Raw genomic sequence first — 21,363 nt, 5'->3', positions numbered from 1 at the left:
CAGCTTTATCTATTCTTTTTTGTTCACAGAATAATTGATATATATCGAGGGCGCTGTTTTCGATTATTTAATAAAATAATTAGAAATATTGTATAAACCATGTAATAAAATACTTGGATAAACGGACTCTGTTTTTTTACGAATCCAAGAAAAGATTGTGCCAAGTAAAAATGTGACTACACCATAGGCAATTGCGTTTATGAGTGTATTGCCAGCAGCTAAAGTGGATAAAAAGTGAATGATTCCAAACCCTATAGATGAATACCAAAAACCAAATTGTTTTTGTACAAAACCTCTCCAAAACAGTTCTTCTCCTATGGACACAAAGAGCAGTTGAAACAAAACGGTACTTAAAGATGGTAAGTAAAAGATCAATTCAACTTTAGAAAAATAATCACTTAATTTAGAAAGAAATAAAACACCAAAAGAGATTAAACTATACCAAACGATATTTTCTTTCCATTTACCTACTTGTAAACCTAATTCCCCCATCTTACTTTTTGTAATGTTCACAAGCAAAATAAATAAAATATAATTAAAAGAGACACCGATGTAATTCCATTCCCATGTGTTTCGTTGCCAAGCCATCAGATTGAAATCATTTATATGAATGTAAGTCGGAATGGATAGGGACAAAAATAAAGCTAAAATTAATAATATAAAAAATAATGTTTTCTTCAAACAAAATCCCCTTTTGATCTGGCTTCAATAAAATACTAATTTAATTTTACAATAGAATGATATAATTTCCAATTTTAGTACTATTAAACTGTTGTAACTCTATTATTTTTCAACAAAAATAGCGATGCCTTATGATAGCATCGCCAAACAATACAATTTGCCATTCACCTACTTTTTGACGTGGTCCCCCTATTATTTCATCATTTGTTGATAAATATAATATTTATAGATTGCTGGAATAATGAAAGCTAGAGTGAAACAAATGGTGGCTGCTATTTTAGATTGTTTAATGATTCGTTCTTCTCCCTTGCGCAACTGTTCAAAAAAAGTAAGAGTAAAATAAAAACATAGGATTATTAGACAAGTTGTAAGGATCCCAATCCAATTTCCAACACCAAGCATTCCAGAAGTTGACATCTATACCATCCTTTAAAGTTATTATCTTTACTAATTCTACTTTTATAAATAACTTCCTTCTTGAATCTTGCTTTTGCTCAAATCATCAAAAAAGAATTGCCCAAAACAACAAAGTTTAACACTATTTTCTTATTATATCCCGATAAAAAAGCAAGGCCACGTTAGGCCTTGCTTGTTATTGGACAACTACTTGTCCAACCATTCCTTCTCTATAATGGTACCGACAGATTAGTTCATATGTACCAGGCTTTTTCGGGTTCACGGTAATGGTTACTTCTTTTCCAGGTTGGATTTCCTCGTCAATTCCGAGCTTTTCCACTGTGAAGGTATGTTCTTTTACACCTGCGTTTTTCAATATCAACTTTGTTGCTTTTCCATTAGGGATCGTGATCACTTTCGGATTAAAGGAATCATCGTTCAACTGTACATCAACCGCTTGTACTGTCACCGCAGGTTGATTATCGTTACTAGTTTGAGCAACTACGCTATATGTTCCGAGCGTTGTGAGAACTACCATCATGGCAGGAAAAACAACCAATCCTGTTAACCACTTTTTTATAGACATTCGCAATCCCTCCTTTCCTAAACCATATTTTTTCCAATTTAACAAGTTTTATCAATAAATGAATTAGATTTTCACAGGCCTAATTTGGTACTTATAGAACCGTACTAATCATATTCTTATAAAAGAAATCAATAAGAAGGAGGTCATCTAAGTTGAAAAAAGTGAAGGTTAGTTTACGGCCAATCTTGAGCAAGATAAATTTGCCTACTGTTATAAAAACAACTATACTCCCAGGTGACTCTATAGAAAGATTATTTGTTGCAACCCAGGTTGGAGAAATCTTTTATATAGGAAACGGAAGTGTGAAGACTTTTTTAGACATCCGCCAGCGAATTTTAAAACTGGGAGGTTCTAGCGGTGGCTATGATGAGAGGGGCTTGTTAGGGCTCGCGTTTCATCCCTATTTTTATAATAACGGCCTATTTTATCTTCATTATTCAGTAGCTGGATCAGAAGGCCATGGTGCTCTTCCTGGTGGTTTTAAACCTGACCCGTGTGATCCTCAAACGTTATCCTTAAGCTGGATAAATAGAGAAACTCAATATGACCATATTGATACAGTAGAAGAATGGATTTTACAATCGAATGGTCAACCTCGAAAACGACGGACATTACTAAACATAAGGAGACCATTTTTTAATCATAATGGTGTCAATAGTTTAAACTTTTCACCTGAAACAGGAAAACTTGTTTTAACAACTGGAGATGGCGGCGCAGGTTATGATCCATTCAACTTAAGTCAGGACAATCTAGAAATCGCTGGGAAAATTATTGAAATTGATGTGAGTAAAAATACAACCATTAAGAATCCACCCATTGTCACACGTTTTAATGAACTCCCCCCTACGATTCAGGAAACCCTCTCGGTAATGGCCAAAGGGGTTCGGAATATACCAGGCATTTCTTTTCAAAAGTTTCATAATCAGTATTTGAAGTATGTAGGAAATGTCGGACAGGATTTGGTTGAATCCATCTTTTCATTCGTTCAATATCAACCAATTCCCGTTACTCAACTAATTCAAGCCTCTACCCAAACTTCTACTTTTAACCAAAAAGGATTAGTTAACTTTGGCTGGCGTGGATGGGAAGGTGCTTTTCCTACTTCAATCAATAGAGACTGCACAAAAAATCCGAATTTAGATGAGAAAGCAATCGCCTATTATAATGAAGCAGTCACCCTTTCAGGCAGTCGACTGCAACCTTTAACTAGTTATTATCACGAAGACGCCAGAACAGATAAGTTTGAAGGAACGGCACTTACAGGGGTGCAAGCTTATATGGGGAATGGAATCCCTGATTTAACAGGTAGCGTTGTATTTACGGATGTTGCTCGGAAGAAATCCCAACCTCAGGTTAGAGGGGCTTTAGCTTATACCCGCGTTAGACCAGATGGTAAACAAAATGATTTTAGTGTCATTCAAACAAACTATGATTTTGGATCTCCATCCGCTTATTATGTAAGTTTAGGTGCCAATCTGAATCAAACACGATTATATTTAGGAGTTTATGGCTCAATGAAAGTAACGGATTTTCATCAAGGCACTGTTTTTGAAATCATTCCTTAGCTCCCGTGATTTGGGAAATTTATTTAAAGGCACATTATTTCTCTTTTTGGAAATGAATGTTACGTTGCAAAGTAGCACCTAATATTGATATGCCGATTAAATATGGAACAATAAACATGCCATAACCAGTACCGTACTCAGTAATATCTGAAGTAGCATGAAGAAACACACCCCATAAAATATAAACAACATATCCAATAGTCATAGTGAAAAACCAAGTCCATTTTTTGGTGAGGAGTGGAAAAAGTAACGGACAAAGAAGAATGACAATTTGTGTAAAACTTATAGACATAATGTAACCTCTTTCGAATATCTCAATTTGAGTTCTGTATGCTAACCAATCCTTAAATCTTAAAATGAACAATACCTTAAGTTCATTCTTTAGTAGTTCAGGTGAAAGATAATCACATAAAGTTGAATATTCACGCTCTTAATTTTTTTTTTCAATATCCCTGTAAAACTTCTATTAAATAACTCAACTTTCTAAAAAACTTTTTAAAAAGTTTTAGTCATGATAAAGTCTGTTTGTTTTTCATCACCCATATAAAAGGAGTGGGCTCCAGTTTGGACGAACCCCATTTTCTTATAAAAGGCAATCGCATTTTCATTTTTTTCCCAAACACCAAGCCAAATTTTCTTTTTATTTTGTTCCTTCGCCAATTCAATCGCTTTATTAAAAAGATTTTTACCAAGTCCGTGTTTTTGTAATTTGTTCTTTATATAAATCCTTTCAATTTCTAGGGATTCATCACCCATTTCTTCTGACTGAGCATCATCGGTATTAACCTTTAAATATCCAGCAACTTCATTATGAAAATAAACAAAATAGAATTGTGAAGAAGGATCGGATAATTCTTTTTCTAATTGTTTTAAGTTAAATGCCTTTTCCAAATAGGCTTTCATATTTTCAGGTGAGTTCTGGTCCTTAAATGTATCATTAAATGTTTCGTAACTAATTTTTTGAAGGATGAATAAATCTTCAAGCTTGCACTCTTGTATGTTCATTGTCATTTTGTATGTCGCTCCTTTATATGATCAATAAATTCTTTTATTTCCTTTTTTAACGTATTCCCAGTCCACTTCTACATTTTTCCTCACTCTTTGAAGAAGATGATAGATGGTCTCCACTTCTACCTCAGAAAAACCCTCTAACGCAACTTTATTGGAAAAATCATTTTCTTTTTTGATGAACGGATAAACATTTTTTCCTTTCTCTGTTGGAAAGAGTTTTTTTATCTTTTGGTTTTGTTCATCGTCTTTCTTTTCTATAAATCCATTTTCTTCAAGCTTTTTTATCGCACGAGATGCAGTTGTTCGATCTACTTTTATCATCTCAGCTAACTTTTCTTGAATGATTCCCGGATTTTCACATATTCGCACAAGATACAAATACTGCCCTTTAGTAAGGTCATATTCTTTAAATTCGATATTACTTATAGAATCTAATGCCCTTGCTATCATCCCTATTTCACGGAGAATTTCCTTCATGCTGACCTCCTTAGCTCGTATTAATGTTGTAAATACAACAATAATAATATGAATTAAATTTAACTTAAATTTGTTGTATTTGCAACAAACTGTAATGATAAGAGGATCAAAATTTATTTTCCCGTTAACCTGATTCGAGGTATTTGAACAAAGAATAACCCAGAGTCTTATAGTCCTGGGTTTTACCTCTTTTCATCATCTTATACCATTAAGGCTCCTGATAACTGAGTAAAATTACTGAAACAAACCGAATATCCAAACAATCAAATACACAGGAACGGCAACAATCAACATTCCTGCAAGTAAATAACTAACAGATCTTATTATAAACTTAATAGCATTATATATAGCTCCAGCTAAGTCATCCACAAACCTCAACACTAATATAAACCTCCTAAAACGATAACTGTTATCCTAATTTTAGTATTACTTTCCTTGGAAAAATCAAATTAATTAGAGTTCATTTATCATTAATAGATTTATTTGAATAGATCAAATAATACAGGTAATAAAATAAGAATCATGATACTTTGAAAAAAGGTTAAAATAATATCTTTTTTCCACGTGTTCTTTTTGGGAAATCGATTCGTAACTCTTTGAAAAACAAGCAATATTAGCCACCAAAACAATAATGTTGATAATACGGTATGAAAGTCTTCATAGAACAAATGACTCCCCCCCTTTATTTTACGTTTATTAAACTACATACGTTTAAGAAAGGTATAAGTTCCCTTTAATCTTTATTTCGACCAGATTTTAAACCCAAGACACGGTTACAATCCTTGAAAAATGAATAAAATCCGTTGAATTTGTAACCATAAAACTAAAAAGAAGGTTTTCCGAATGAAAATAGTCATTTCCATACTATTAGTTTTTTTCTTTTTCTTTCCTGTATATAGGGCTACACCCCATTCGTCAAATATTGTATTTGCAGAACCAGATATACCTACCTATGCTAAATGGGGGAAAATCGCCATGCAAAAAACGAAGGAAAGGTATCCTAAAGCTGATATTATCGATTATCTTCATGTTGGTAGGGAAAAAGGATCAAAAACATCTACCGAAAAGTTTAAACTATGGCTAAAAGAAGGCAGTAAAGAATATGGAGTATATATTGATATTCAATTCGATAATAAAACAGAAAAAATCACTAACATTAAATATAAAAAAACAACTAAGTAAATAGGCTTATCAATATTTCTCTGAAACTAAAAAATGCTTATTGATATGTCAATACCGTTAGTTGTTACCTCTTAATAATGAAAAACGACCTTTACTCTTAAGCAAAGGTCGTTTAATTGTTTTCTTGAAGGGTGTTAAGAAAGCCCATTCTTTACACCATCTATACGTTTATAGCCTTACGTGTTTCTCTTCGAACGATTGGAGCTACTTCTGTCGCTAACAATTCAATTCCCTCGATTATTTTTTTAAATGGAACTCCGCCTATATCGATCTGCGCCATAAAACGCTGATGCCCAAAAAGTTCGTATTGTTGAAGGATTTTTTCTGCAATCTGTTGAGGGCTTCCCACAAATAACGCAGTATCAGGACCTGTCATTAGCTCAAAATCAGATTTGGATATTCTACCACTTGCTATACCTCGCTGACGATTTACATAAGACCGGTAATTGGAGTAATAAGGGTAAAATTCCTCCCTGGCTTGTTGGGTTGTCTTTGAGATATAACCATGACCGGTTACGCCTACTTGAAGTTTGTTAACATCATGTCCAGCTTCAATACCTGTTTTACGGTATAGGTCAATCAGTGGTTTAAATCGCATGGGATCACCACCAAGTATAGCTAAAGCCATCCCGACACCTAATCTGCCAGCACGAGCTGCACTTTCTGGAGTGCCTCCTACACCAACCCAAATGGGGATCTGACTTTGTAACGGTCTTGGGGCTATTTCAGCGTTTCTTAACGGAGAACGAAAGCTTCCATTCCATGTAACTGTCTCGTTTTCGTTAAGTTTTAAGAATAACTCCATATTTTCAGAGAATAAAGCATCATAGTCATCTAAGTCATAACCGAAAAGAGAAAAGGATTCCACAAATGCCCCACGGCCCGCAATGATTTCGGCACGTCCGTCTGAAACCAAATCTAAAGTAGCATAGTCTTCAAATAGCCGAACAGGATCAACCGTGCTTAATACAGTCGTTGCACTTGTCAACTTGATTCGTTTTGTTATTTGAGCGATCGCTGCTAAAACTACTGGAACGGCAGAAGTGGCATAGTCTAAACGGTGATGTTCACCTACTCCAAACACATCAAGTCCAGCTTCATCGGCAAGTTTAGCAGCTTCCATAATTTCTTTTATTCTTTGACTCGCACTAATGGGTTTACCCGAAAGAGGGTCTAAACTCATATCTCCTAGTGTATAAAGACCAATTTCTATTTCTGAATTATTATATCCTTCAAATTTTTTCATGATAGTAAATTCCTCCAACTTAAACTTTCAGGATCATTCGATTACCTGATGGATCAAAAGTAACATAAGAACCATTTACTTCAGTAATGGATGCGTCAATACTCTTTAACTTAGTAATCATTTTCAAAAATTTTCTCTAAAAATACGTATGATTTATCATAAAGTTACTTTACGTAAGTAAGTATATAATTATATTTAAATAAAATCAAAGTTAGCATTTTTTATATAAATTTTGTGTAAAGAAAGAATTTACATTGTAGAACCATTAGGTGATTTTGAAAATGATCCGAATTTAACTGACAAAAAATTTCATGGAAACCCAACACGTTCTTATAGGTCATTTATAAATTCATAACATTATAGTTTACGATACAGTTATCCCTGTATTAAGTCAGCGGCTTAACTCCTTTAAGGAATGAAAATAAGCCAAAGATAAACAAGTTATATATAAAACTTGAATTGAAAAAATCGAAAGAAACCGAAAAAAAGGAATGTCTGTTAAAGAAGCAATAATTCATATGATTATCACTAATATCGTTTTCAAAAAATACTTCTGATGGTGATGATTTAGTAAATTAATATTTTCCCATTAAATTTATAAATTTTCGTAGTTTCTCAGGAGGAATGGGTCTGCTAAATAAAAATCCCTGAATGGCATCACACGCATTCTCTTTAATCCGTTTCAATTGATCATCCGTCTCCACCCCTTCTGCAACGACCTTTAGTTTGAGATCGTGTGCCAAAGTGATAATAGCATGTGTCACAGCCTGATTGTTTTCATTTAGTGTTAGGTCTCGAATAAAAGATCGGTCTATTTTTAAAGTATCAACTGGTAATTCCGTAAGATAAGTTAAAGACGAATACCCCGTACCAAAATCGTCAATCGATAAATGGATACCCATTTCCCTCAACTTCTTCAATACAGTCACAGCTTTTTTCCTATCCTGCATTATGGCACTTTCTGTAATTTCCAACTCAAGCCACTGTGCATCCAGCCCGGTTTCCTTTAGAATTTTGGCTACTTTCTGTGGCAAATCTTGCTGCAATATTTGGATCGCAGATAAATTAGCAGCCACACGGATTGGAGGATATCCTTTTTGTTGCATTTCCTTGTTCTGCTGGCATGCCGTACGAATGACCCATTCCCCCATAGATAGTATTAAACCGCTTTCTTCTGCAAGCGGAATAAAATCACTTGGAGATATTAACCCTAATTCAGGATGTTGCCACCGTATGAGTGCTTCCATAGAAATAATTCGATTATGTTTTAAATCTAATTGTGGCTGATAATATAGTAATAATTGATTTTGAAGCAATGCCTTGTGTAAACTACTCTGTAAAATTAATCGCTCGAAACTACCTGCATGAACTTCAGCCCTAGCCCATTCATAATTATTTCTCCCTTGTCTTTTAGCACGATACATGGCTTCATCAGCACTTGTAATTAAAGATTCACTATCATCTCCATCATAAGGATAACGACTAATACCTATGCTTGCCGAAATATAAATTTCTTGCCCGTGAAGAAAAAAAGGCAGTGATAAAACATCTAAAATATGTTGAGCTACTGTTTCTACATCTCCTTCATCCCCAATGTTGTATAGTAAACAGAGGAACTCATCTCCACCCATTCTGGCAATTGTATCACCCTTTCGAAGACATGACTTTAAACGTTGAGCAGCCTCCATTAAAAGTTCGTCCCCAGAAGAATGTCCAAGAGTATCATTGACAAACTTAAAGCGATCTAAATCTACATAAAGAACGGCAAAAATTTTGTCGTGTGTATGGGCCATAGCTAAAGTTCTAATCATACAATGTTGAAAACAGCGCCGATTGGGGAGCTGAGTAAGTGAATCTCGGTAAGTTGTTGGATGGAAATCCCTATAGGTGTACATATGAAAATAAGTTTCATTTCCGTCGTTAATTAAGATTATTTCGAGTAATTGCATACGTACATCGCCATTTTTTTGAAGGACTAGAACCTCCCCCTGCCAATGCTGCTTATTAGTAGATTGTTGGAACCCTTCAAAAGGTTCATTATGAATTCCTAGTTCTTGAGCTTTTTTCCCTTCCACTTCCTTTTTTGAATATCCTGTCATATGTAAAAAGTATGGATTAGCCAATAGAATTTTCCCTGTAAGATCACAAACGAGAATTCCTTGATTAATTTGGTTAAATACATGATTTGAAAGATTGTTTGTGTTTAATATATCCATCATAAGTAAGACCTCTTTCATTTTCCTTCACTCTAACTTAAAGAACTTGTTGATTCCTTGATGTAAATCAAGTGAATTTAACCCTTTTCTTGAGATAATGAGACATAAGCATAGGGTTTATAGGAGGAATTAGTATGGAAAACTTTACATTTGAGGATATGAAAAAAATTAAACGGGAAGTTCTGGGAGATCATGTTCCTTTGGAATTATTTCGTGCAATTAGATTAATTGGTATGTATCAGGGACTCCCTATGCAAGGAAAAAGCACAACCATTACGGTTGGCCGAAAGATTGGTGAGAGTCTACCAGTAGAATCTATGGAAGATGTACTAGATTTGTTTACTCAATTAAAAATTGGAATCCCCCACATCATATATGAAGATGAAAATGAATTACACATTGCAGTGGATGATTGTTTCTGCGAAGGGTTACCATCACAAGGCGGTAAAATGGTATGTGATTTAGAAGGGGCTATTCTTGAAGGTGCCCTTACGAAAGTATGGAACCGGAAGATTTCTATTCGTGAGACAAAGTGTAATGTGAACGGAGACGATTATTGCGAATATAAGGTTAGCAAGCTTTAAATTTGAACAAATTCTATTTTTTCTTAAACTCCCTTTTCATATTATAGGATTAGCGTTACTTTTCTAGTTGAGTAAATTTTATTTGGTTTCACTTTTACGGTAGCTAGTGTAGTGTAGAGAGTCCCACCTTGGGAGGGACTTTCAATACTTACAAAACACTTCCAAATTACATAATTTACTGGTAACTTATTCAACCTTGTAATGTTTTAATATATTTCCCCTGCAATCTTTTTTATCTTTTCTTCAGCATTACACATTTTTGGTCAAATACACTGTTTTGGAGGAGTTGGCGGACTAAGGGTACGTTATTTGAGTCCTTAGTTCATCATTTAATTATATTTTAGTACCTGATCAGCCCGCTGTTAAACTAACTAGTTAATACATTCATTGATAAAAACACTTTTTTTATCATGTGTTTTAGTTTGCTTAACAGGATTTATATGTGATGAACTATTATTTTTTGCCAGGTAGACTTCCAATTTTTCTTAATAATCCGTTCCTCATAAATGGCAGCCCGTTCTATGGTTTCAATAAAAAAGGATGTTGGCTTGACTTCTAAATGGATTACATCATCAATTCCGCATGGAGCAGTTAGAATCACATGATCTTTCTCATCTAATTTTACTCCAAGAGCCGTTGCTGTTTCTGGAAATTTAGATATAGCATCAACTGAAGAAGTATAAGGTGGTAAATGGTTTACAATGTGCATTCTAGCTTCATTTTTTACGGACCAAGGTATATCAGGAATAATACTCCGTAATTGATCTTCCAAGTTCTTTTCTATTTTTTCATCGATATTTTCTTTATCAAAATAAATAACGTCCACATCCGGTGTTTTCGTTCTGTTATGAAAACCATGTAATGTATCCCAAATTTTAGAACGTACAAAACCCGCACAAATCCACCAGTCTGGTAAATCTAGTGATTTTACAGCCTTTAATACCTCCAGCATCCATTTATCTTCAGATATAATCTTTATTACATCCTCTTCTGTTTTTAACATCTTATCACCCCTACCGAACATATATTTCTATTGTAGCTTAAGGCACCTTTAATTAACTCTTGAAAAAAAGTTATTCCTTTTTCATTATTTTTTCAAAATGAAATACTGTATCGATAAGATACTTATCTGTAACTACATTACCACCATTACTGAACACTTTTACCTCAACCGTTTTATTTCCTTCAAGTATAATTCTTCCATCAGGACCGTGTTCGAATTGGATTTTGGTTATATCCTTTCTCAAACCCGTGTTGATTTTTTTAATGTATTCATCGATAACGTCTTTTTCAGTAATCACATATGGACCTTCTGTATCCCGGTTCAAATAAATGGTCATCTTCGTAAAGTTACTGCCCTTAATCGGTTGATTTAACCACTGATAGAATAGGATCCCAACCAGTGCTAAAATGATGGCAGTAACAGTTGGCAATACAAAATGACGATGTCTCATATTATCCCTCCCTTTTGCACATAGTAAAGGCTCTGTTCATCTTGGTTCTTGATTTCTTCCACTAAACTCCCGTGCTGTGAAGAAAAGGCGACCCCTCGTGATAGAAGAATCGCCCTTTTCTAGTTTCTAATCTCTACCTATTTTGATAGAGCTATTTTTACCTAAGTTTTATCTTCTAGCTATCATCTCGATTTCAACCTGTGCACCAAGTGGTAGGGATGACACACCTATAGTTGTACGAGCAGGATATGGCTCAGAAAATTGTTGAGCATAAACTTCATTCATTGCTGTGAAATGATTCATATCAGTTAAGAATACATTCACTTTTTGAACATGATCAGGTGTTAAACCTGCTGCTTCCAATACATTGAAAAGATTTTTAAAACATTGATTTGTTTGTTCAACAATATCACCTTCTACAAGCTTTCCAGTCTGTGAGTCTACTGGGGTTTGCCCAGATAAAAATATTATATCACCTGTTTCAATTGCATGTGAATAAGGACCAACAGCAACAGCTCCAGATGCACTAAAAGCTTCTCTTGACATATAAAACTCCTCCTTTAGATATAAAGAAAAAAATAGATAAATGGTGGAATTGTAAGGCATATGGAATATATGAGAAATATAACCGTCCCATCCAAGCAATACCTTTAGATGACCATCGTTTTATTATTTAAATATCAACCAATTATACCGAAGATAATTCTTATTAAAATATAGCACTTGAGTTTTCTTTAATAATCTTTGAATATTGTTCCATTTCATTTAATACCCTTGCTCTACCCTTTTCACTTTGGGTCCATTTGGTCGGTATGATTTCTCTGTCATCTTGAAGAGGTAATATATCTAGTACCTTCTCTTCATTTGCGTAAATAGATGCCAATAAATAAAATCGTCTACTAAAAAAGGACTTCCCAGCCAATAAAATATTTTTATGGCTTGTATTATTGAGGTAATCAAAAGCGGATTGAATGACTCCGTCCACGCCTTTTAAATCATGAGTAATAGGAATGGAAAGCAGCTTCTCTTTTTCGATCCCTCTGTTTACTAACAACGGAGCATAATAATCATATTCATTACACTCTAAGAACTGGTTAAAAACTCCAGGAATCATGATGACTTTTGCTCCAAATTGATGATAGTAATCTAGTAATTGTTCATTTAGTTCTGGAAAGTGACCGGGATGATAGAGAATCACATCCGGTTTTTCAAAAAGATTCAATTTTTCCATAAAGACAAGGTCATCTATACATTGAATGGTTGATTTTTTCATTGTCTGATACCCCCAACAAGATAGCTTAGCTCCATCATTAATTCTCTTAAAAATCAAAAGTTCCTGCTAGTTCTTGAAGTAAGGGGTTGTTTAGTTGCCATGAAACCAACATTATCATGAAAATCTTTCAGAAATTGAAAACCAAGACCAATTATTTGGTATTGATTCTAAATTTAACTTATCCCGTTAATATATCTTCGTTAGGATATTTTATCTTAGCTTTTTCAGGTCTTGCTAATGAGAACGCAAGAGTAAGTGGACCAATTTTACCTAAAAACATAATAAAAATAATGACTATTTTACCGATAAATGATAGTGATCCTGTTATCCCCATTGATAAACCAACCGTTCCAAAAGCAGAAATGACCTCAAATAGAATGGGTAGGAAAGATGCCTTTTCGGTGATATTTAAGATAAAAACCGCTACAAAAATAAAAACAATTCCAATCGTTGAAATCGCTAAAGAACGAACGATAAACGATTCATCGATAGATCTTTTGGCAATGACTATTTCTCGTTTACCTTTTAAGAAAGTTATTACACTAAAAATAATGATCATAAAGGTCGTTAATTTAATTCCGCCACCTGTAGAAGCACTTCCTGCCCCAACAAACATTAGGAGCAGCATTAAAAAGATCGTATCTTCATTTAAACTTCCTATGTCTAACGAATTGAATCCAGCCGTTCTAGGAGTAACAGCTTGAAAATAAGAAGCCCATAACTTATCACCAAGAGTAGGCAGTCCAGCCAATGTATTAGGATTTCCATATTCCAATGCAAAAATGAAAAGCATGGCAACCACGTTTATAACGAGAGTTCCGATGATCATAATTTTGGAATGAAGACTTAATTTACGAAAGGTATTTTTATATTTTAAATCTGCTAATACAGTAAAACCGATTCCACCTATTATAAATAACAACGAAATCACAATATTAATAGTCGGATCCCCAACAAATCTCATCAGACTATCTGACCATAGTGCAAATCCTGCGTTATTAAAAGCTGATATGGAATGAAAAATACTATAATAAAACCCTTTTCCCCAACCAAACTCTGGAACCCATCTATACGCCAGTAGGAGCATGGCTATAAATTCGACTGTGAAGGAAAATAAAAAAAGAGTTTTGACTAATTTTATAATTCCACCTATAGATGTCTGGTTTAAGGCTTGTTGTATTAATATCCGTTCCTTAATACCAATTTTTTTTCCTAACATAATATAAATTAATACAGCAAAGGACATGATTCCTAATCCGCCAAGTTGAATCAAGAATAAAATGACAATCTCTCCAAATAAGGTGTAAGTTTGTGCTGTATCAACGACTGCGAGGCCCGTTACTGTCATCGCAGATGTCGTTGTGAATAAAGCATCAATCCATGTAATTGGTTCGGTTGTAGCGAAAGGCAATTTTAATAATAGCGTTCCTATAAAGATAAAAATAAGAAAGATTATGCTTAATAACTGATAAGGCGAAAGGTTAATATTTTTATACTTCATGTTAAACGCCTTCTTCCTCGAACCTATGTATATCTGCATTATGACCAAGAACGATTAGTACATCCCCTTTGTAGATCATATCTTCTGCCGAAGGGGCAACAACAATTTCTTCTCCTCTTTGAAATCCAACAATATTACAGCCGTATTTTGCACGTACATCTAGGTCCATTAAGGTTTTATTATGGATTTTATCACTAGCTCGAATCTCTACCATACTGTAATTTTTGGATAACTCAATATAATCAATGATTTTATCAGTAACGATATGATTAGCTATTCTTTTAGCCATATCTCTTTCCGGATGAATAACACGATCTACCCCAACTTTTTCTAAAACCTTTTGATGATAATCATTCTGAGCCTTTGACCATACAATAGGAACTCCCAATTCTTTAAGCAATAGTGATGTTAAAATACTTGATTCAATATTGTCCCCAAAAGAAACGAATGCGTGATCAAAGTTTCTAACCCCTAATGCTTTTAGTGTAGACTCATCAATGGCATTACATTGGACTGCATGTGTGGCTATCATGGAATATTCATTTACCTTATCTTGATCTATATCGATTGCCATTACCTCAACACCAAGTTCTGAAAACTCTTTTACTAAACTTCCACCAAAACGCCCTAGACCAAAAACTGCAAACATTTTCTTCATTTAATATGATTTCTCCTTCCTAATGAACACAAAAAGACCACTCTTAAGAAAAGAATGGTCAATGAAATCATTAACCCTTCCCTCAAAACGCTTACGGAGTTAGCTGTCGGATTAGGGATTGAGAGTATCCCTTCTTAACTTAATATGTTAAGATTCACCCCAAGATAAACATGGTTTATCAAAAATTGGTTCCCCCGCTCAATTGATTCAGCAAAAAGGTTGAATTATAAAGATAAATATAAAATACGACTATTAACAAATTGTGTCAATAAAAAATTATCCATTATTTCTTTCTTAAAATCTGACAAGACTAGCTTTATTTCGAATTAGGTCTCTGTGAGCTAATTTCCATGCAACCTTTAGTTCAGAGGTACATACCCCGACAAGTCTACGATCTTTTGCCCTTGTTTGGATAGCATCCAATTAATAAATGTTTCAATATGAGGATTTTTACTATCAGCCGTGATAGCATAAAATTCAGCGACAATGGGATAGGTATTATTTTGGATATTTTCTTTTGTCGGTAATACACCTTCAACGGCAATATTTTTGATTTTTCCATTATGAACCATTTCCTGTGAAAAATGTCTGAAGGAAAAACCAATCGCATTTTTTCTATTTTGATAATTAGTCGTTTCTCTAATAATACCGCCCATTGCTGAGACAATATCTTCGGATGGAGCATCCATTAAAGGAGTACTACCCATAAACTTTTTCAACGTTGTTTGACTTCCGCTTCCTTCAGGTCGTTGAAAGGCACGTATTTCTTCCCTACTTCCCCCTACTTCCTCCCAATTTGTGATTTCACCGGAATAAATTCCTAGAATTTGTTTGAGTGAAAGTTGATCAACTGGATTTTTTGAATGGACAAAGAACACAAATGCTTCTCTGCCAATGGGAGTCAGGGTTAACTTTTTCCCTAATCTCTCAGCACGATTCATTTGTTCTTCTGAAGGGTGTGCCATAAAAATGATGTCAACTTCTCCGTTCATTAGACGGTCAAACGCACCGTTAGTTTGGCTGGAAACAACCTCGCCTTCATATAAGGGATACTCTTTTTTCGGGTAAACGGCTTGAACAAAAGATGAATATACAGGGTATAATGCCGTGGCGCCATCTAGTTTTGGGAGATTGTCTTTTATTTTAAAAGTGGAGGGATTATCTAAAGATACCGCTTTTGTTTCTTCAACAAATGGCCGATATTCAGACAGATTAACATCTTGGGTGCTTACTACTTCGAGACTCCTTAAATATGAATGATAGCCTTCAAAACCCATTATGGAAACCGCACTTATTCCAACAAAACCAATGGCACAAATCTTGGGTACTTTTTTCTTTAATTGACCATAGATTGCTAGAATAATAATGACAATGATACCAAACGTCATGATAGGGATCCCTAAGCCATAGAACTCATCATTCCCTGAAAGTAATGCCACTATAGTGCCCACAAATCCAAATAAACTAAAAACAATTATGGTCAATATGGAGCCAAACAATCTCATTCATCCATCTCCTATTGGTAGTAATATATTTTTAATAAATAATTCCAATTTTATTATACCAATTGGAACTCTTACTGTATGTTTATTTCAGTACTCACATCACTTTTGCTACACCGAGTGCGTAATGACTAAATAGGATATTCTCCACTAACTCTCCTTGAGATTCATTACAGTCCACGATCATAATAATCTCAGAATGGAATCCTTTTAATAATCTTCGTCTTTTTTTTATCACTATTTCTGTAAATAGACGAAGAGCTAAGCCAACGATAAATCCGATACATGCAGCTATTAACCCCCAATAGATTGGTCCCCCAAGCAAGCTTAAAACCTATACTTGCACCTATAACTGAAAAGGCAGTCGCAAGAGCCGCACCTATATCGACAAGTGAGGTACCGTCTGATCGATGGATGGTATCAAATAATTTACGTTCCTCGGTTCGGTTATCAAGAGGAAGTAAATAAAAAACCCTTCCAATCTTATGAAAAAATCGTAGTTTTATCGTTCACTTTTTATTGGTTTAAGAATGCGGTAAATTCTAATTTTATATACAAATTGGAACTCTTATAATATATTTATTGGAAGCTTTCTTTTACATAAAAGGTGATGAAATGAGACTAAATAACTTTTCAAAAAGTATCATCGTATTGGCGATTCCAGCCATCATTGAAAGCCTTCTTCAAAGTATGGTAGGTTTTGTTGATACGTTGTTTATTTCAAAATTAGGATTAAAAGAAGTCGCCGCAGTTGGGATTTCGAACGCCATTCTTCAAATATACTTCGCGGTATTTTTGGCTTTAGGAACGGCATCGTCCGTATTCGTATCCAGATATAATGGCGTAAATGATGAAAAGAGCGTTAAAGTGATTGCTACGCAATCTCTTATTCTAACCGTCATCATCGGAGGTATCTTTGGTGCCATATCCTTCTTCTTTTCAGAACAATTGTTAAGAGTAATGGGTGCGGATAAAGAAGTGTTAGAAGTTGGTACTACCTATTTTAGAATGGTAGCTACTCCTTCCATTCTTATATCCATGATGTACACAATTGGAGCCATTTTAAGAGGTTCGGGAGATACAAAAGCCCCCATGCGTGTCGGAGTACAGATGAATATAGTGCATTTCGTATTAGATTATGTACTGATTTTTGGCGTGTTTTTTAATGGACTTGGAATAGAAGGTGCGGCACTCGCAAGTATTTTGGCGCGTTTATTTGGTGTTATCTTGTTGCTTCGTCATTTATGGTTAAATGATTTCATCACTAGTAATTTGAAAAATTGGAAAATCAAAATAAATGTTATCAAGGATTTAGTGAGGATTGGGCTCCCAGCATCTTTAGAACGATTGTTCATGAGGTTCGGACAAATCATTTATTTCGGAATGATCATCCGGATGGGAACCGAAGTGTATGCCGCTCATACTCTTGCAGGCAACTTTACTATTTTTGCATCTGTCATTGGTACAGGATTTGCTACTGCCACGACTACGCTCGTGGGGAAAAGTATTGGTGCTGGGGATATCGAAAGTGCAAAGAAGTATAGCGTCTCTTCCATTAAATTATTAATCGTATCCATGACATTCATGTTATTTATTGTCTATTTATCTTCTCCACTAGTAAGTCCCATTTTTACAAAAAACTCCATTGTAATTGGCTTGATTACCAGTGTTCTATTGATTGATGTCATTACTCAACCAGCTACTGCAATTGTTACATCCCTAACGGCCACCTTACAGGCCGGAGGAGACACCAAGTACCCGATGTATATAACCGCTATTGGAATTTGGACCATTCGCACTGTAGGTGTGTATATATTGGGTGTTTATTTCCATTTAGGGCTCGTTGGGGTATGGATTTCCATTGGAATCGATAATTACATTAGAGCGATTCTGTTGATTTTGCGGTATCGATCTTTTAGATGGATTAAAAAACTGAATTAATTCAAAAAGAGCATCTAGATTGAAAGGATGCTCTTTTTTAGATGTATTTTTGATAAACGGTTAGTGAAAATGGATGGTGTTTTACTGTCGAGGAATTTTATCGGACTTACATTCCGCTATTGATAGAAATATGGGTGTTTTCACATCAGTATCGGACATACGATCCGTTATTTAGCTAAAAGTTTGCTATTTTGGTAGATTTAAACCCTGATAACGTACCCTGTGTCCGATAACATCTTGAAAATAGCCTTTTTTTTGAAAATAACGGATCTGGTGTCCGATAAAAAATGAAGAGTCCGCCATCCAAACAAAAAACGCATTTAATCTCATATGATCCATACGTTTTAAGTGCTATTACTATTTTTTCATTTTCTAAATGCAGAATTAAACGAACGATTTAAGAATTCGGAAGTGACCTTTACCAGGCACGTAGCCAAAGCTTCTATTAATTGATTGCATCGGAGCGTTATTTTCTTCCGAATCCGTGGTCATCGTATGTGCACCTAACTTAACCGCCTCATCAATCGAAATACGTTTTAACGCTTTGGCGATGCCGCGGCCACGATATTCTTTTTTAACAGCTGTGTAGTTCGTATAAAGCACACCATCATCTTCCGTGTTGAATAATTGAGTCACGCCCACGAATCGCGCACCGTCTACTGCAAGAAAAACCCAATCTTGACGTGAAATATCTTCTGGGAAAAACTCTTTTCGCCATTCCGCAAATGGAGGAAGGTTTGCGTATTGACCAGGATTATCTTTGGATGTTTCCACACATAATTCGTATAATTTATGTTCTGATTCCTCTCCTGGAAGGTCCGCTAACGTAACCAACTGAATACCTGACTTTATTGCTAGTTCTACTGAATCCGGATATTTAGTAGAGTCAAATTCTTTAAGATTTAGTTCTAAATCAAATACATGAGCATCCAACACAAAGCCTCGCTTTTGAGCAAAAGATAGTGATCCATCAATCCAATCCATGACGATTGAGGATAAAACGGAGGCTTGATGTTCATTCGCCCAATTTTCAAGATGTGATAGAATCAGATTCCCCACACCCTGCCCACGAAAATCGGGATCTACACAGAAAATACTAGCAAGTTGACCAGGTGCGGCCCAAGGAGCACGGAAGGCGGCACCATACCCAATGATTTGACCCTCTTCGTTTTCAGCTACAACTCGTGTTCTTCCGAAACCAACCAAGCAGCCATCCTCATTTTTTTTCAAATGAGAAGTAGTAGGCATATGCTGATCTTCTTCCTCAAGGGATTGAGCTGTGGTCGAACCAGGTTCAATCAAATTAAAAAGCTTGGCAATTGGTTCATAATCTTCAGGAATTAAAATCTCTCGTAGTCTAGCAACAAGAGGAGTCTTACTAGATTGATTTGAAGACATATTTTTCACCCCACATATTTAAGACTCTTAGTACGTTCCAGCTGATTGAAAACTGCCTTCACCCTTCACATAACTATTAAAAAATTCCAGAACGATTCCATTCATCTTTTGAAGAACTTTGTATTTATCAGCCGTTTCCGTAGTGTTGCCCTTATCTGATGATCCATTAATCAAGTTGGCGAGAACCGGTGATACAAGTGGTAAATCAGTAAGACTCAAGTGATTAGTTCCTTTGATATACACCTCATAGGCATCTGGAGCCGTATCCGAAATATACTGTTGCGGAAGGACGATACTTGGGTCCGTCACATCATCCATTAAATTCTTCATCGTATCAGAATAAATACTAAGTAAAGGGACTGGATAAATATCTTTATTGATGATTGGCTTTCCATTTTCAACTTCAAGATACTCTCCAAGTAAATCTGCATCAAGATTGATTACAGCAGCAATATCTTGACGATCTCTACCAAGCTTCTCAGCAGCTGCACCACCTAAGGAATGACCCATTAAACCAATTTTATTCGTGTCGATATGCTGATATACTTCATCTGTAGTCTGTGTTCCCGCTTGTTGTTTAATCGAATCAATGACAAAATTGATGTCGTCTGTTCTCAATTTCAACCATTTTTGCTCGAGCTCAAAGGTTTTTGCATCGTCATATACACCATTATTGACATCTTCTACTTCTTGCATAAAGGATTGATCTCCTAGCGTCATCTTTCCGACCGTATCTCTCGTAAACAAAGAGTGATAAGGATGGTCTATCGACACCACTACATATCCATTACTTGCTAGATTTTCATAGGTAGACGTATTACTTGCTTTAATTCCAAACGCACCGTGTGAAAAAACGATGAGTGGATATTTTCCATCAGCATTCTTTGGGTACCAAAATTCAATATTTACTTTTCTTTTTTCACCTGAATCAGTGAACGTTTCGATTCGACTGTCATCTGTTAACGTATACGATTTTGTCGTGAAAGCAAGGTTGCCGCTAGCTTCTACTTCCTTATGCTGAGGAAAAATGATCGCAGGTAACAACGCAACGGCGATTAATGCCCACATCCCGACTGCCTTAAAAAGGTTCCCAACAGGGCGATATTTTTTCTCTTCTTTATTCCGTAGTAATGAAATAACTGCTACGATTCCAAAAAGCAAAAGGACCGCAGCGGGTATCTCCCACTTTAAACTCCAGTTAATAATCGTTACAAAAACAACAAAAACGATCAAACTACTAATGCGTACCCAATTTCGAATGCGCTTTTGATTAGATTTCGTAACGATACTGTATATGAGTAATCCAACCTCCAAAATTCCAGCTAAAATAAGTAAAATGATTCCCATTTTTTCCTCCCTATTCCAAGCCATCTAGAACTCAACTACTGTCACTTAATGGATTGTTTACCTTTTTTTATGAAAAGAGTATAAGCTATCTAGTTTGAAAAGTATATATTTTTAATAGATTTGTAGTGCTAATTAACTAGAAAATAGAAAAGCACGCAAAAAAATAGCTTTACCTCTTTTATAGAAGTAAAGCTTTTCGTGAGTGATGTTGTTTCCATAACTTAGTGGACACAGGATAAATTATTTTTGAGGTATTAAAGGACACCAGGTCCGCTATTTATAAAAATAACGCAAGTTTTGAGGTGTTAAAGGACACCAGATACGTTATTTGCTTTTTACAAGCAA

At 35.1% G+C, this 21,363-nt stretch carries 23 protein-coding genes, 2 pseudogenes and 1 riboswitch; of the genes and pseudogenes, 5 read left to right on the top strand and 20 right to left on the bottom strand.

All coding sequences use genetic code 11. The features are described 5' to 3' along the window. Window positions 1-63: 63 nt before the first annotated feature. The 3 genes from ACSBPO_RS10985 to ACSBPO_RS10975 all read right to left on the bottom strand — a co-directional run bounded on the left by ACSBPO_RS10985 (window position 64) and on the right by ACSBPO_RS10975 (window position 1,663). Entirely contained in the window at window positions 64-681 is a 618-nt protein-coding gene (locus ACSBPO_RS10985; protein ID WP_442600086.1) for a CPBP family intramembrane glutamic endopeptidase, read from the bottom strand. 192 nt (window positions 682-873) lie between these two features. After that, on the bottom strand, window positions 874-1,098 hold the full coding sequence (locus tag ACSBPO_RS10980) for a hypothetical protein (RefSeq protein WP_442600085.1): 225 nt from the start codon (window positions 1,096-1,098) through the stop codon (window positions 874-876). A 175-nt stretch (window positions 1,099-1,273) separates the two neighbouring features. Beyond that, the gene (locus tag ACSBPO_RS10975; RefSeq protein WP_442600084.1) at window positions 1,274-1,663 is read right to left on the bottom strand and encodes a cupredoxin domain-containing protein; all 390 of its coding nucleotides are present in this window, start codon (window positions 1,661-1,663) and stop codon (window positions 1,274-1,276) included. Between the two features lie 152 nt (window positions 1,664-1,815). On the opposite strand from ACSBPO_RS10975, the gene ACSBPO_RS10970 reads away from it, so the two are divergent. Continuing rightward, on the top strand, window positions 1,816-3,228 hold the full coding sequence (locus ACSBPO_RS10970; RefSeq protein WP_442600083.1) for a PQQ-dependent sugar dehydrogenase: 1,413 nt from the start codon (window positions 1,816-1,818) through the stop codon (window positions 3,226-3,228). Between the two features lie 34 nt (window positions 3,229-3,262). Here ACSBPO_RS10970 and ACSBPO_RS10965 read toward each other — a convergent pair whose 3' ends face one another. From ACSBPO_RS10965 to ACSBPO_RS10945, 5 genes are all read right to left on the bottom strand, one after another. Next, a complete protein-coding gene (locus tag ACSBPO_RS10965) occupies window positions 3,263-3,520 on the bottom strand; it encodes a hypothetical protein (RefSeq protein WP_442600082.1) in 258 nt (85 codons plus the stop codon). Between the two features lie 203 nt (window positions 3,521-3,723). After that, on the bottom strand, window positions 3,724-4,239 hold the full coding sequence (locus ACSBPO_RS10960) for a GNAT family N-acetyltransferase (RefSeq protein ID WP_442600081.1): 516 nt from the start codon (window positions 4,237-4,239) through the stop codon (window positions 3,724-3,726). Between the two features lie 24 nt (window positions 4,240-4,263). Next, complete coding sequence (locus tag ACSBPO_RS10955) at window positions 4,264-4,716, bottom strand: MarR family winged helix-turn-helix transcriptional regulator (RefSeq protein WP_442600080.1); 453 nt, start codon at window positions 4,714-4,716, stop codon at window positions 4,264-4,266. A 234-nt stretch (window positions 4,717-4,950) separates the two neighbouring features. Then, window positions 4,951-5,097, bottom strand: a complete 147-nt coding sequence (locus ACSBPO_RS10950; RefSeq protein WP_442600079.1) for a hypothetical protein — start codon at window positions 5,095-5,097, stop codon at window positions 4,951-4,953. Window positions 5,098-5,195: 98 nt separating this feature from the next. Beyond that, a complete protein-coding gene (locus ACSBPO_RS10945; protein WP_442600078.1) occupies window positions 5,196-5,384 on the bottom strand; it encodes a hypothetical protein in 189 nt (62 codons plus the stop codon). Between the two features lie 175 nt (window positions 5,385-5,559). Between ACSBPO_RS10945 and ACSBPO_RS10940 the strand changes: the two genes are divergently transcribed. Further along, complete coding sequence (locus ACSBPO_RS10940) at window positions 5,560-5,898, top strand: DUF3889 domain-containing protein (protein ID WP_442600077.1); 339 nt, start codon at window positions 5,560-5,562, stop codon at window positions 5,896-5,898. Between the two features lie 160 nt (window positions 5,899-6,058). Here the strand turns inward: ACSBPO_RS10940 and ACSBPO_RS10935 are convergent, their stop codons facing one another. Further along, window positions 6,059-7,144: an LLM class flavin-dependent oxidoreductase gene (locus tag ACSBPO_RS10935; RefSeq protein ID WP_442600076.1), complete on the bottom strand. Its 1,086-nt coding sequence runs from the start codon at window positions 7,142-7,144 to the stop codon at window positions 6,059-6,061. Window positions 7,145-7,391: 247 nt separating this feature from the next. On the opposite strand from ACSBPO_RS10935, the pseudogene ACSBPO_RS10930 reads away from it, so the two are divergent. Next, window positions 7,392-7,484, top strand: a pseudogene (locus tag ACSBPO_RS10930) (NAD(+)--rifampin ADP-ribosyltransferase); the annotation flags it as partial. Window positions 7,485-7,719: 235 nt separating this feature from the next. Here ACSBPO_RS10930 and ACSBPO_RS10925 read toward each other — a convergent pair. Next, entirely contained in the window at window positions 7,720-9,363 is a 1,644-nt protein-coding gene (locus ACSBPO_RS10925) for an EAL domain-containing protein (RefSeq protein WP_442600075.1), read from the bottom strand. 131 nt (window positions 9,364-9,494) lie between these two features. Between ACSBPO_RS10925 and ACSBPO_RS10920 the strand changes: the two genes are divergently transcribed. Beyond that, window positions 9,495-9,944 carry a V4R domain-containing protein gene (locus ACSBPO_RS10920; RefSeq protein WP_442600074.1) on the top strand — a complete coding sequence of 150 codons (450 nt, stop codon included), beginning with the start codon at window positions 9,495-9,497 and terminating at the stop codon, window positions 9,942-9,944. A gap of 436 nt (window positions 9,945-10,380) precedes the next feature. Here the strand turns inward: ACSBPO_RS10920 and ACSBPO_RS10915 are convergent, their stop codons facing one another. From ACSBPO_RS10915 to ACSBPO_RS10880, 8 genes and pseudogenes are all read right to left on the bottom strand, one after another. After that, entirely contained in the window at window positions 10,381-10,947 is a 567-nt protein-coding gene (locus ACSBPO_RS10915; protein ID WP_442600073.1) for a nucleotidyltransferase family protein, read from the bottom strand. 70 nt (window positions 10,948-11,017) lie between these two features. Then, on the bottom strand, window positions 11,018-11,398 hold the full coding sequence (locus ACSBPO_RS10910; protein ID WP_442600072.1) for a hypothetical protein: 381 nt from the start codon (window positions 11,396-11,398) through the stop codon (window positions 11,018-11,020). Window positions 11,399-11,566: 168 nt separating this feature from the next. After that, the gene (locus tag ACSBPO_RS10905) at window positions 11,567-11,944 is read right to left on the bottom strand and encodes a RidA family protein (RefSeq protein ID WP_442600071.1); all 378 of its coding nucleotides are present in this window, start codon (window positions 11,942-11,944) and stop codon (window positions 11,567-11,569) included. 163 nt (window positions 11,945-12,107) lie between these two features. Then, window positions 12,108-12,671, bottom strand: coding sequence for a hypothetical protein (locus ACSBPO_RS10900; protein WP_442600070.1), 564 nt, complete (start codon window positions 12,669-12,671; stop codon window positions 12,108-12,110). 178 nt (window positions 12,672-12,849) lie between these two features. Further along, window positions 12,850-14,172: a TrkH family potassium uptake protein gene (locus ACSBPO_RS10895; RefSeq protein WP_442600069.1), complete on the bottom strand. Its 1,323-nt coding sequence runs from the start codon at window positions 14,170-14,172 to the stop codon at window positions 12,850-12,852. A gap of 1 nt (window position 14,173) precedes the next feature. Next, window positions 14,174-14,830: a potassium channel family protein gene (locus ACSBPO_RS10890; RefSeq protein ID WP_442600068.1), complete on the bottom strand. Its 657-nt coding sequence runs from the start codon at window positions 14,828-14,830 to the stop codon at window positions 14,174-14,176. Between the two features lie 72 nt (window positions 14,831-14,902). After that, a riboswitch (cyclic di-AMP (ydaO/yuaA leader) is annotated at window positions 14,903-15,053 on the bottom strand. 136 nt (window positions 15,054-15,189) lie between these two features. After that, window positions 15,190-16,335 (bottom strand): PstS family phosphate ABC transporter substrate-binding protein, encoded by a 1,146-nt coding sequence (locus tag ACSBPO_RS10885; RefSeq protein WP_442600067.1) that lies wholly within the window; start codon window positions 16,333-16,335, stop codon window positions 15,190-15,192. 94 nt (window positions 16,336-16,429) lie between these two features. Further along, window positions 16,430-16,799 (bottom strand): annotated as a pseudogene (locus ACSBPO_RS10880) (hypothetical protein); the annotation flags it as partial. 148 nt (window positions 16,800-16,947) lie between these two features. On the opposite strand from ACSBPO_RS10880, the gene ACSBPO_RS10875 reads away from it, so the two are divergent. Continuing rightward, window positions 16,948-18,273 carry an MATE family efflux transporter gene (locus tag ACSBPO_RS10875; protein WP_442600066.1) on the top strand — a complete coding sequence of 442 codons (1,326 nt, stop codon included), beginning with the start codon at window positions 16,948-16,950 and terminating at the stop codon, window positions 18,271-18,273. A gap of 384 nt (window positions 18,274-18,657) precedes the next feature. On the opposite strand, the gene ACSBPO_RS10870 is transcribed toward ACSBPO_RS10875, so the two are convergent. Then, the gene (locus ACSBPO_RS10870; protein ID WP_442600065.1) at window positions 18,658-19,671 is read right to left on the bottom strand and encodes a GNAT family N-acetyltransferase; all 1,014 of its coding nucleotides are present in this window, start codon (window positions 19,669-19,671) and stop codon (window positions 18,658-18,660) included. 27 nt (window positions 19,672-19,698) lie between these two features. After that, window positions 19,699-21,018 carry an alpha/beta hydrolase family protein gene (locus ACSBPO_RS10865; protein WP_442600064.1) on the bottom strand — a complete coding sequence of 440 codons (1,320 nt, stop codon included), beginning with the start codon at window positions 21,016-21,018 and terminating at the stop codon, window positions 19,699-19,701. Between the last annotated feature and the right edge of the window lie 345 nt (window positions 21,019-21,363).

The organism is Neobacillus sp. D3-1R, from assembly GCF_052180215.1.
Classification (GTDB): domain Bacteria; phylum Bacillota; class Bacilli; order Bacillales; family Cytobacillaceae; genus Pseudoneobacillus.
This window is presented reverse-complemented; position numbering and strand designations above follow the sequence as displayed.

Coding starts and splice junctions, on each gene's coding strand:
- ACSBPO_RS10980 (WP_442600085.1), bottom strand. CDS start 1,098: ATGTCAACTTCTGGAATGCTTGGTGTTGGAAATTGGATTGGGATCCTT.
- ACSBPO_RS10975 (WP_442600084.1), bottom strand. CDS start 1,663: ATGTCTATAAAAAAGTGGTTAACAGGATTGGTTGTTTTTCCTGCCATG.
- ACSBPO_RS10965 (WP_442600082.1), bottom strand. CDS start 3,520: ATGTCTATAAGTTTTACACAAATTGTCATTCTTCTTTGTCCGTTACTT.
- ACSBPO_RS10960 (WP_442600081.1), bottom strand. CDS start 4,239: ATGACAATGAACATACAAGAGTGCAAGCTTGAAGATTTATTCATCCTT.
- ACSBPO_RS10955 (WP_442600080.1), bottom strand. CDS start 4,716: ATGAAGGAAATTCTCCGTGAAATAGGGATGATAGCAAGGGCATTAGAT.
- ACSBPO_RS10940 (WP_442600077.1), top strand. CDS start 5,560: ATGAAAATAGTCATTTCCATACTATTAGTTTTTTTCTTTTTCTTTCCT.
- ACSBPO_RS10935 (WP_442600076.1), bottom strand. CDS start 7,144: ATGAAAAAATTTGAAGGATATAATAATTCAGAAATAGAAATTGGTCTT.
- ACSBPO_RS10925 (WP_442600075.1), bottom strand. CDS start 9,363: ATGATGGATATATTAAACACAAACAATCTTTCAAATCATGTATTTAAC.
- ACSBPO_RS10920 (WP_442600074.1), top strand. CDS start 9,495: ATGGAAAACTTTACATTTGAGGATATGAAAAAAATTAAACGGGAAGTT.
- ACSBPO_RS10915 (WP_442600073.1), bottom strand. CDS start 10,947: ATGTTAAAAACAGAAGAGGATGTAATAAAGATTATATCTGAAGATAAA.
- ACSBPO_RS10910 (WP_442600072.1), bottom strand. CDS start 11,398: ATGAGACATCGTCATTTTGTATTGCCAACTGTTACTGCCATCATTTTA.
- ACSBPO_RS10905 (WP_442600071.1), bottom strand. CDS start 11,944: ATGTCAAGAGAAGCTTTTAGTGCATCTGGAGCTGTTGCTGTTGGTCCT.
- ACSBPO_RS10900 (WP_442600070.1), bottom strand. CDS start 12,671: ATGAAAAAATCAACCATTCAATGTATAGATGACCTTGTCTTTATGGAA.
- ACSBPO_RS10895 (WP_442600069.1), bottom strand. CDS start 14,172: ATGAAGTATAAAAATATTAACCTTTCGCCTTATCAGTTATTAAGCATA.
- ACSBPO_RS10890 (WP_442600068.1), bottom strand. CDS start 14,830: ATGAAGAAAATGTTTGCAGTTTTTGGTCTAGGGCGTTTTGGTGGAAGT.
- ACSBPO_RS10885 (WP_442600067.1), bottom strand. CDS start 16,335: ATGAGATTGTTTGGCTCCATATTGACCATAATTGTTTTTAGTTTATTT.
- ACSBPO_RS10875 (WP_442600066.1), top strand. CDS start 16,948: ATGAGACTAAATAACTTTTCAAAAAGTATCATCGTATTGGCGATTCCA.
- ACSBPO_RS10870 (WP_442600065.1), bottom strand. CDS start 19,671: ATGTCTTCAAATCAATCTAGTAAGACTCCTCTTGTTGCTAGACTACGA.
- ACSBPO_RS10865 (WP_442600064.1), bottom strand. CDS start 21,018: ATGGGAATCATTTTACTTATTTTAGCTGGAATTTTGGAGGTTGGATTA.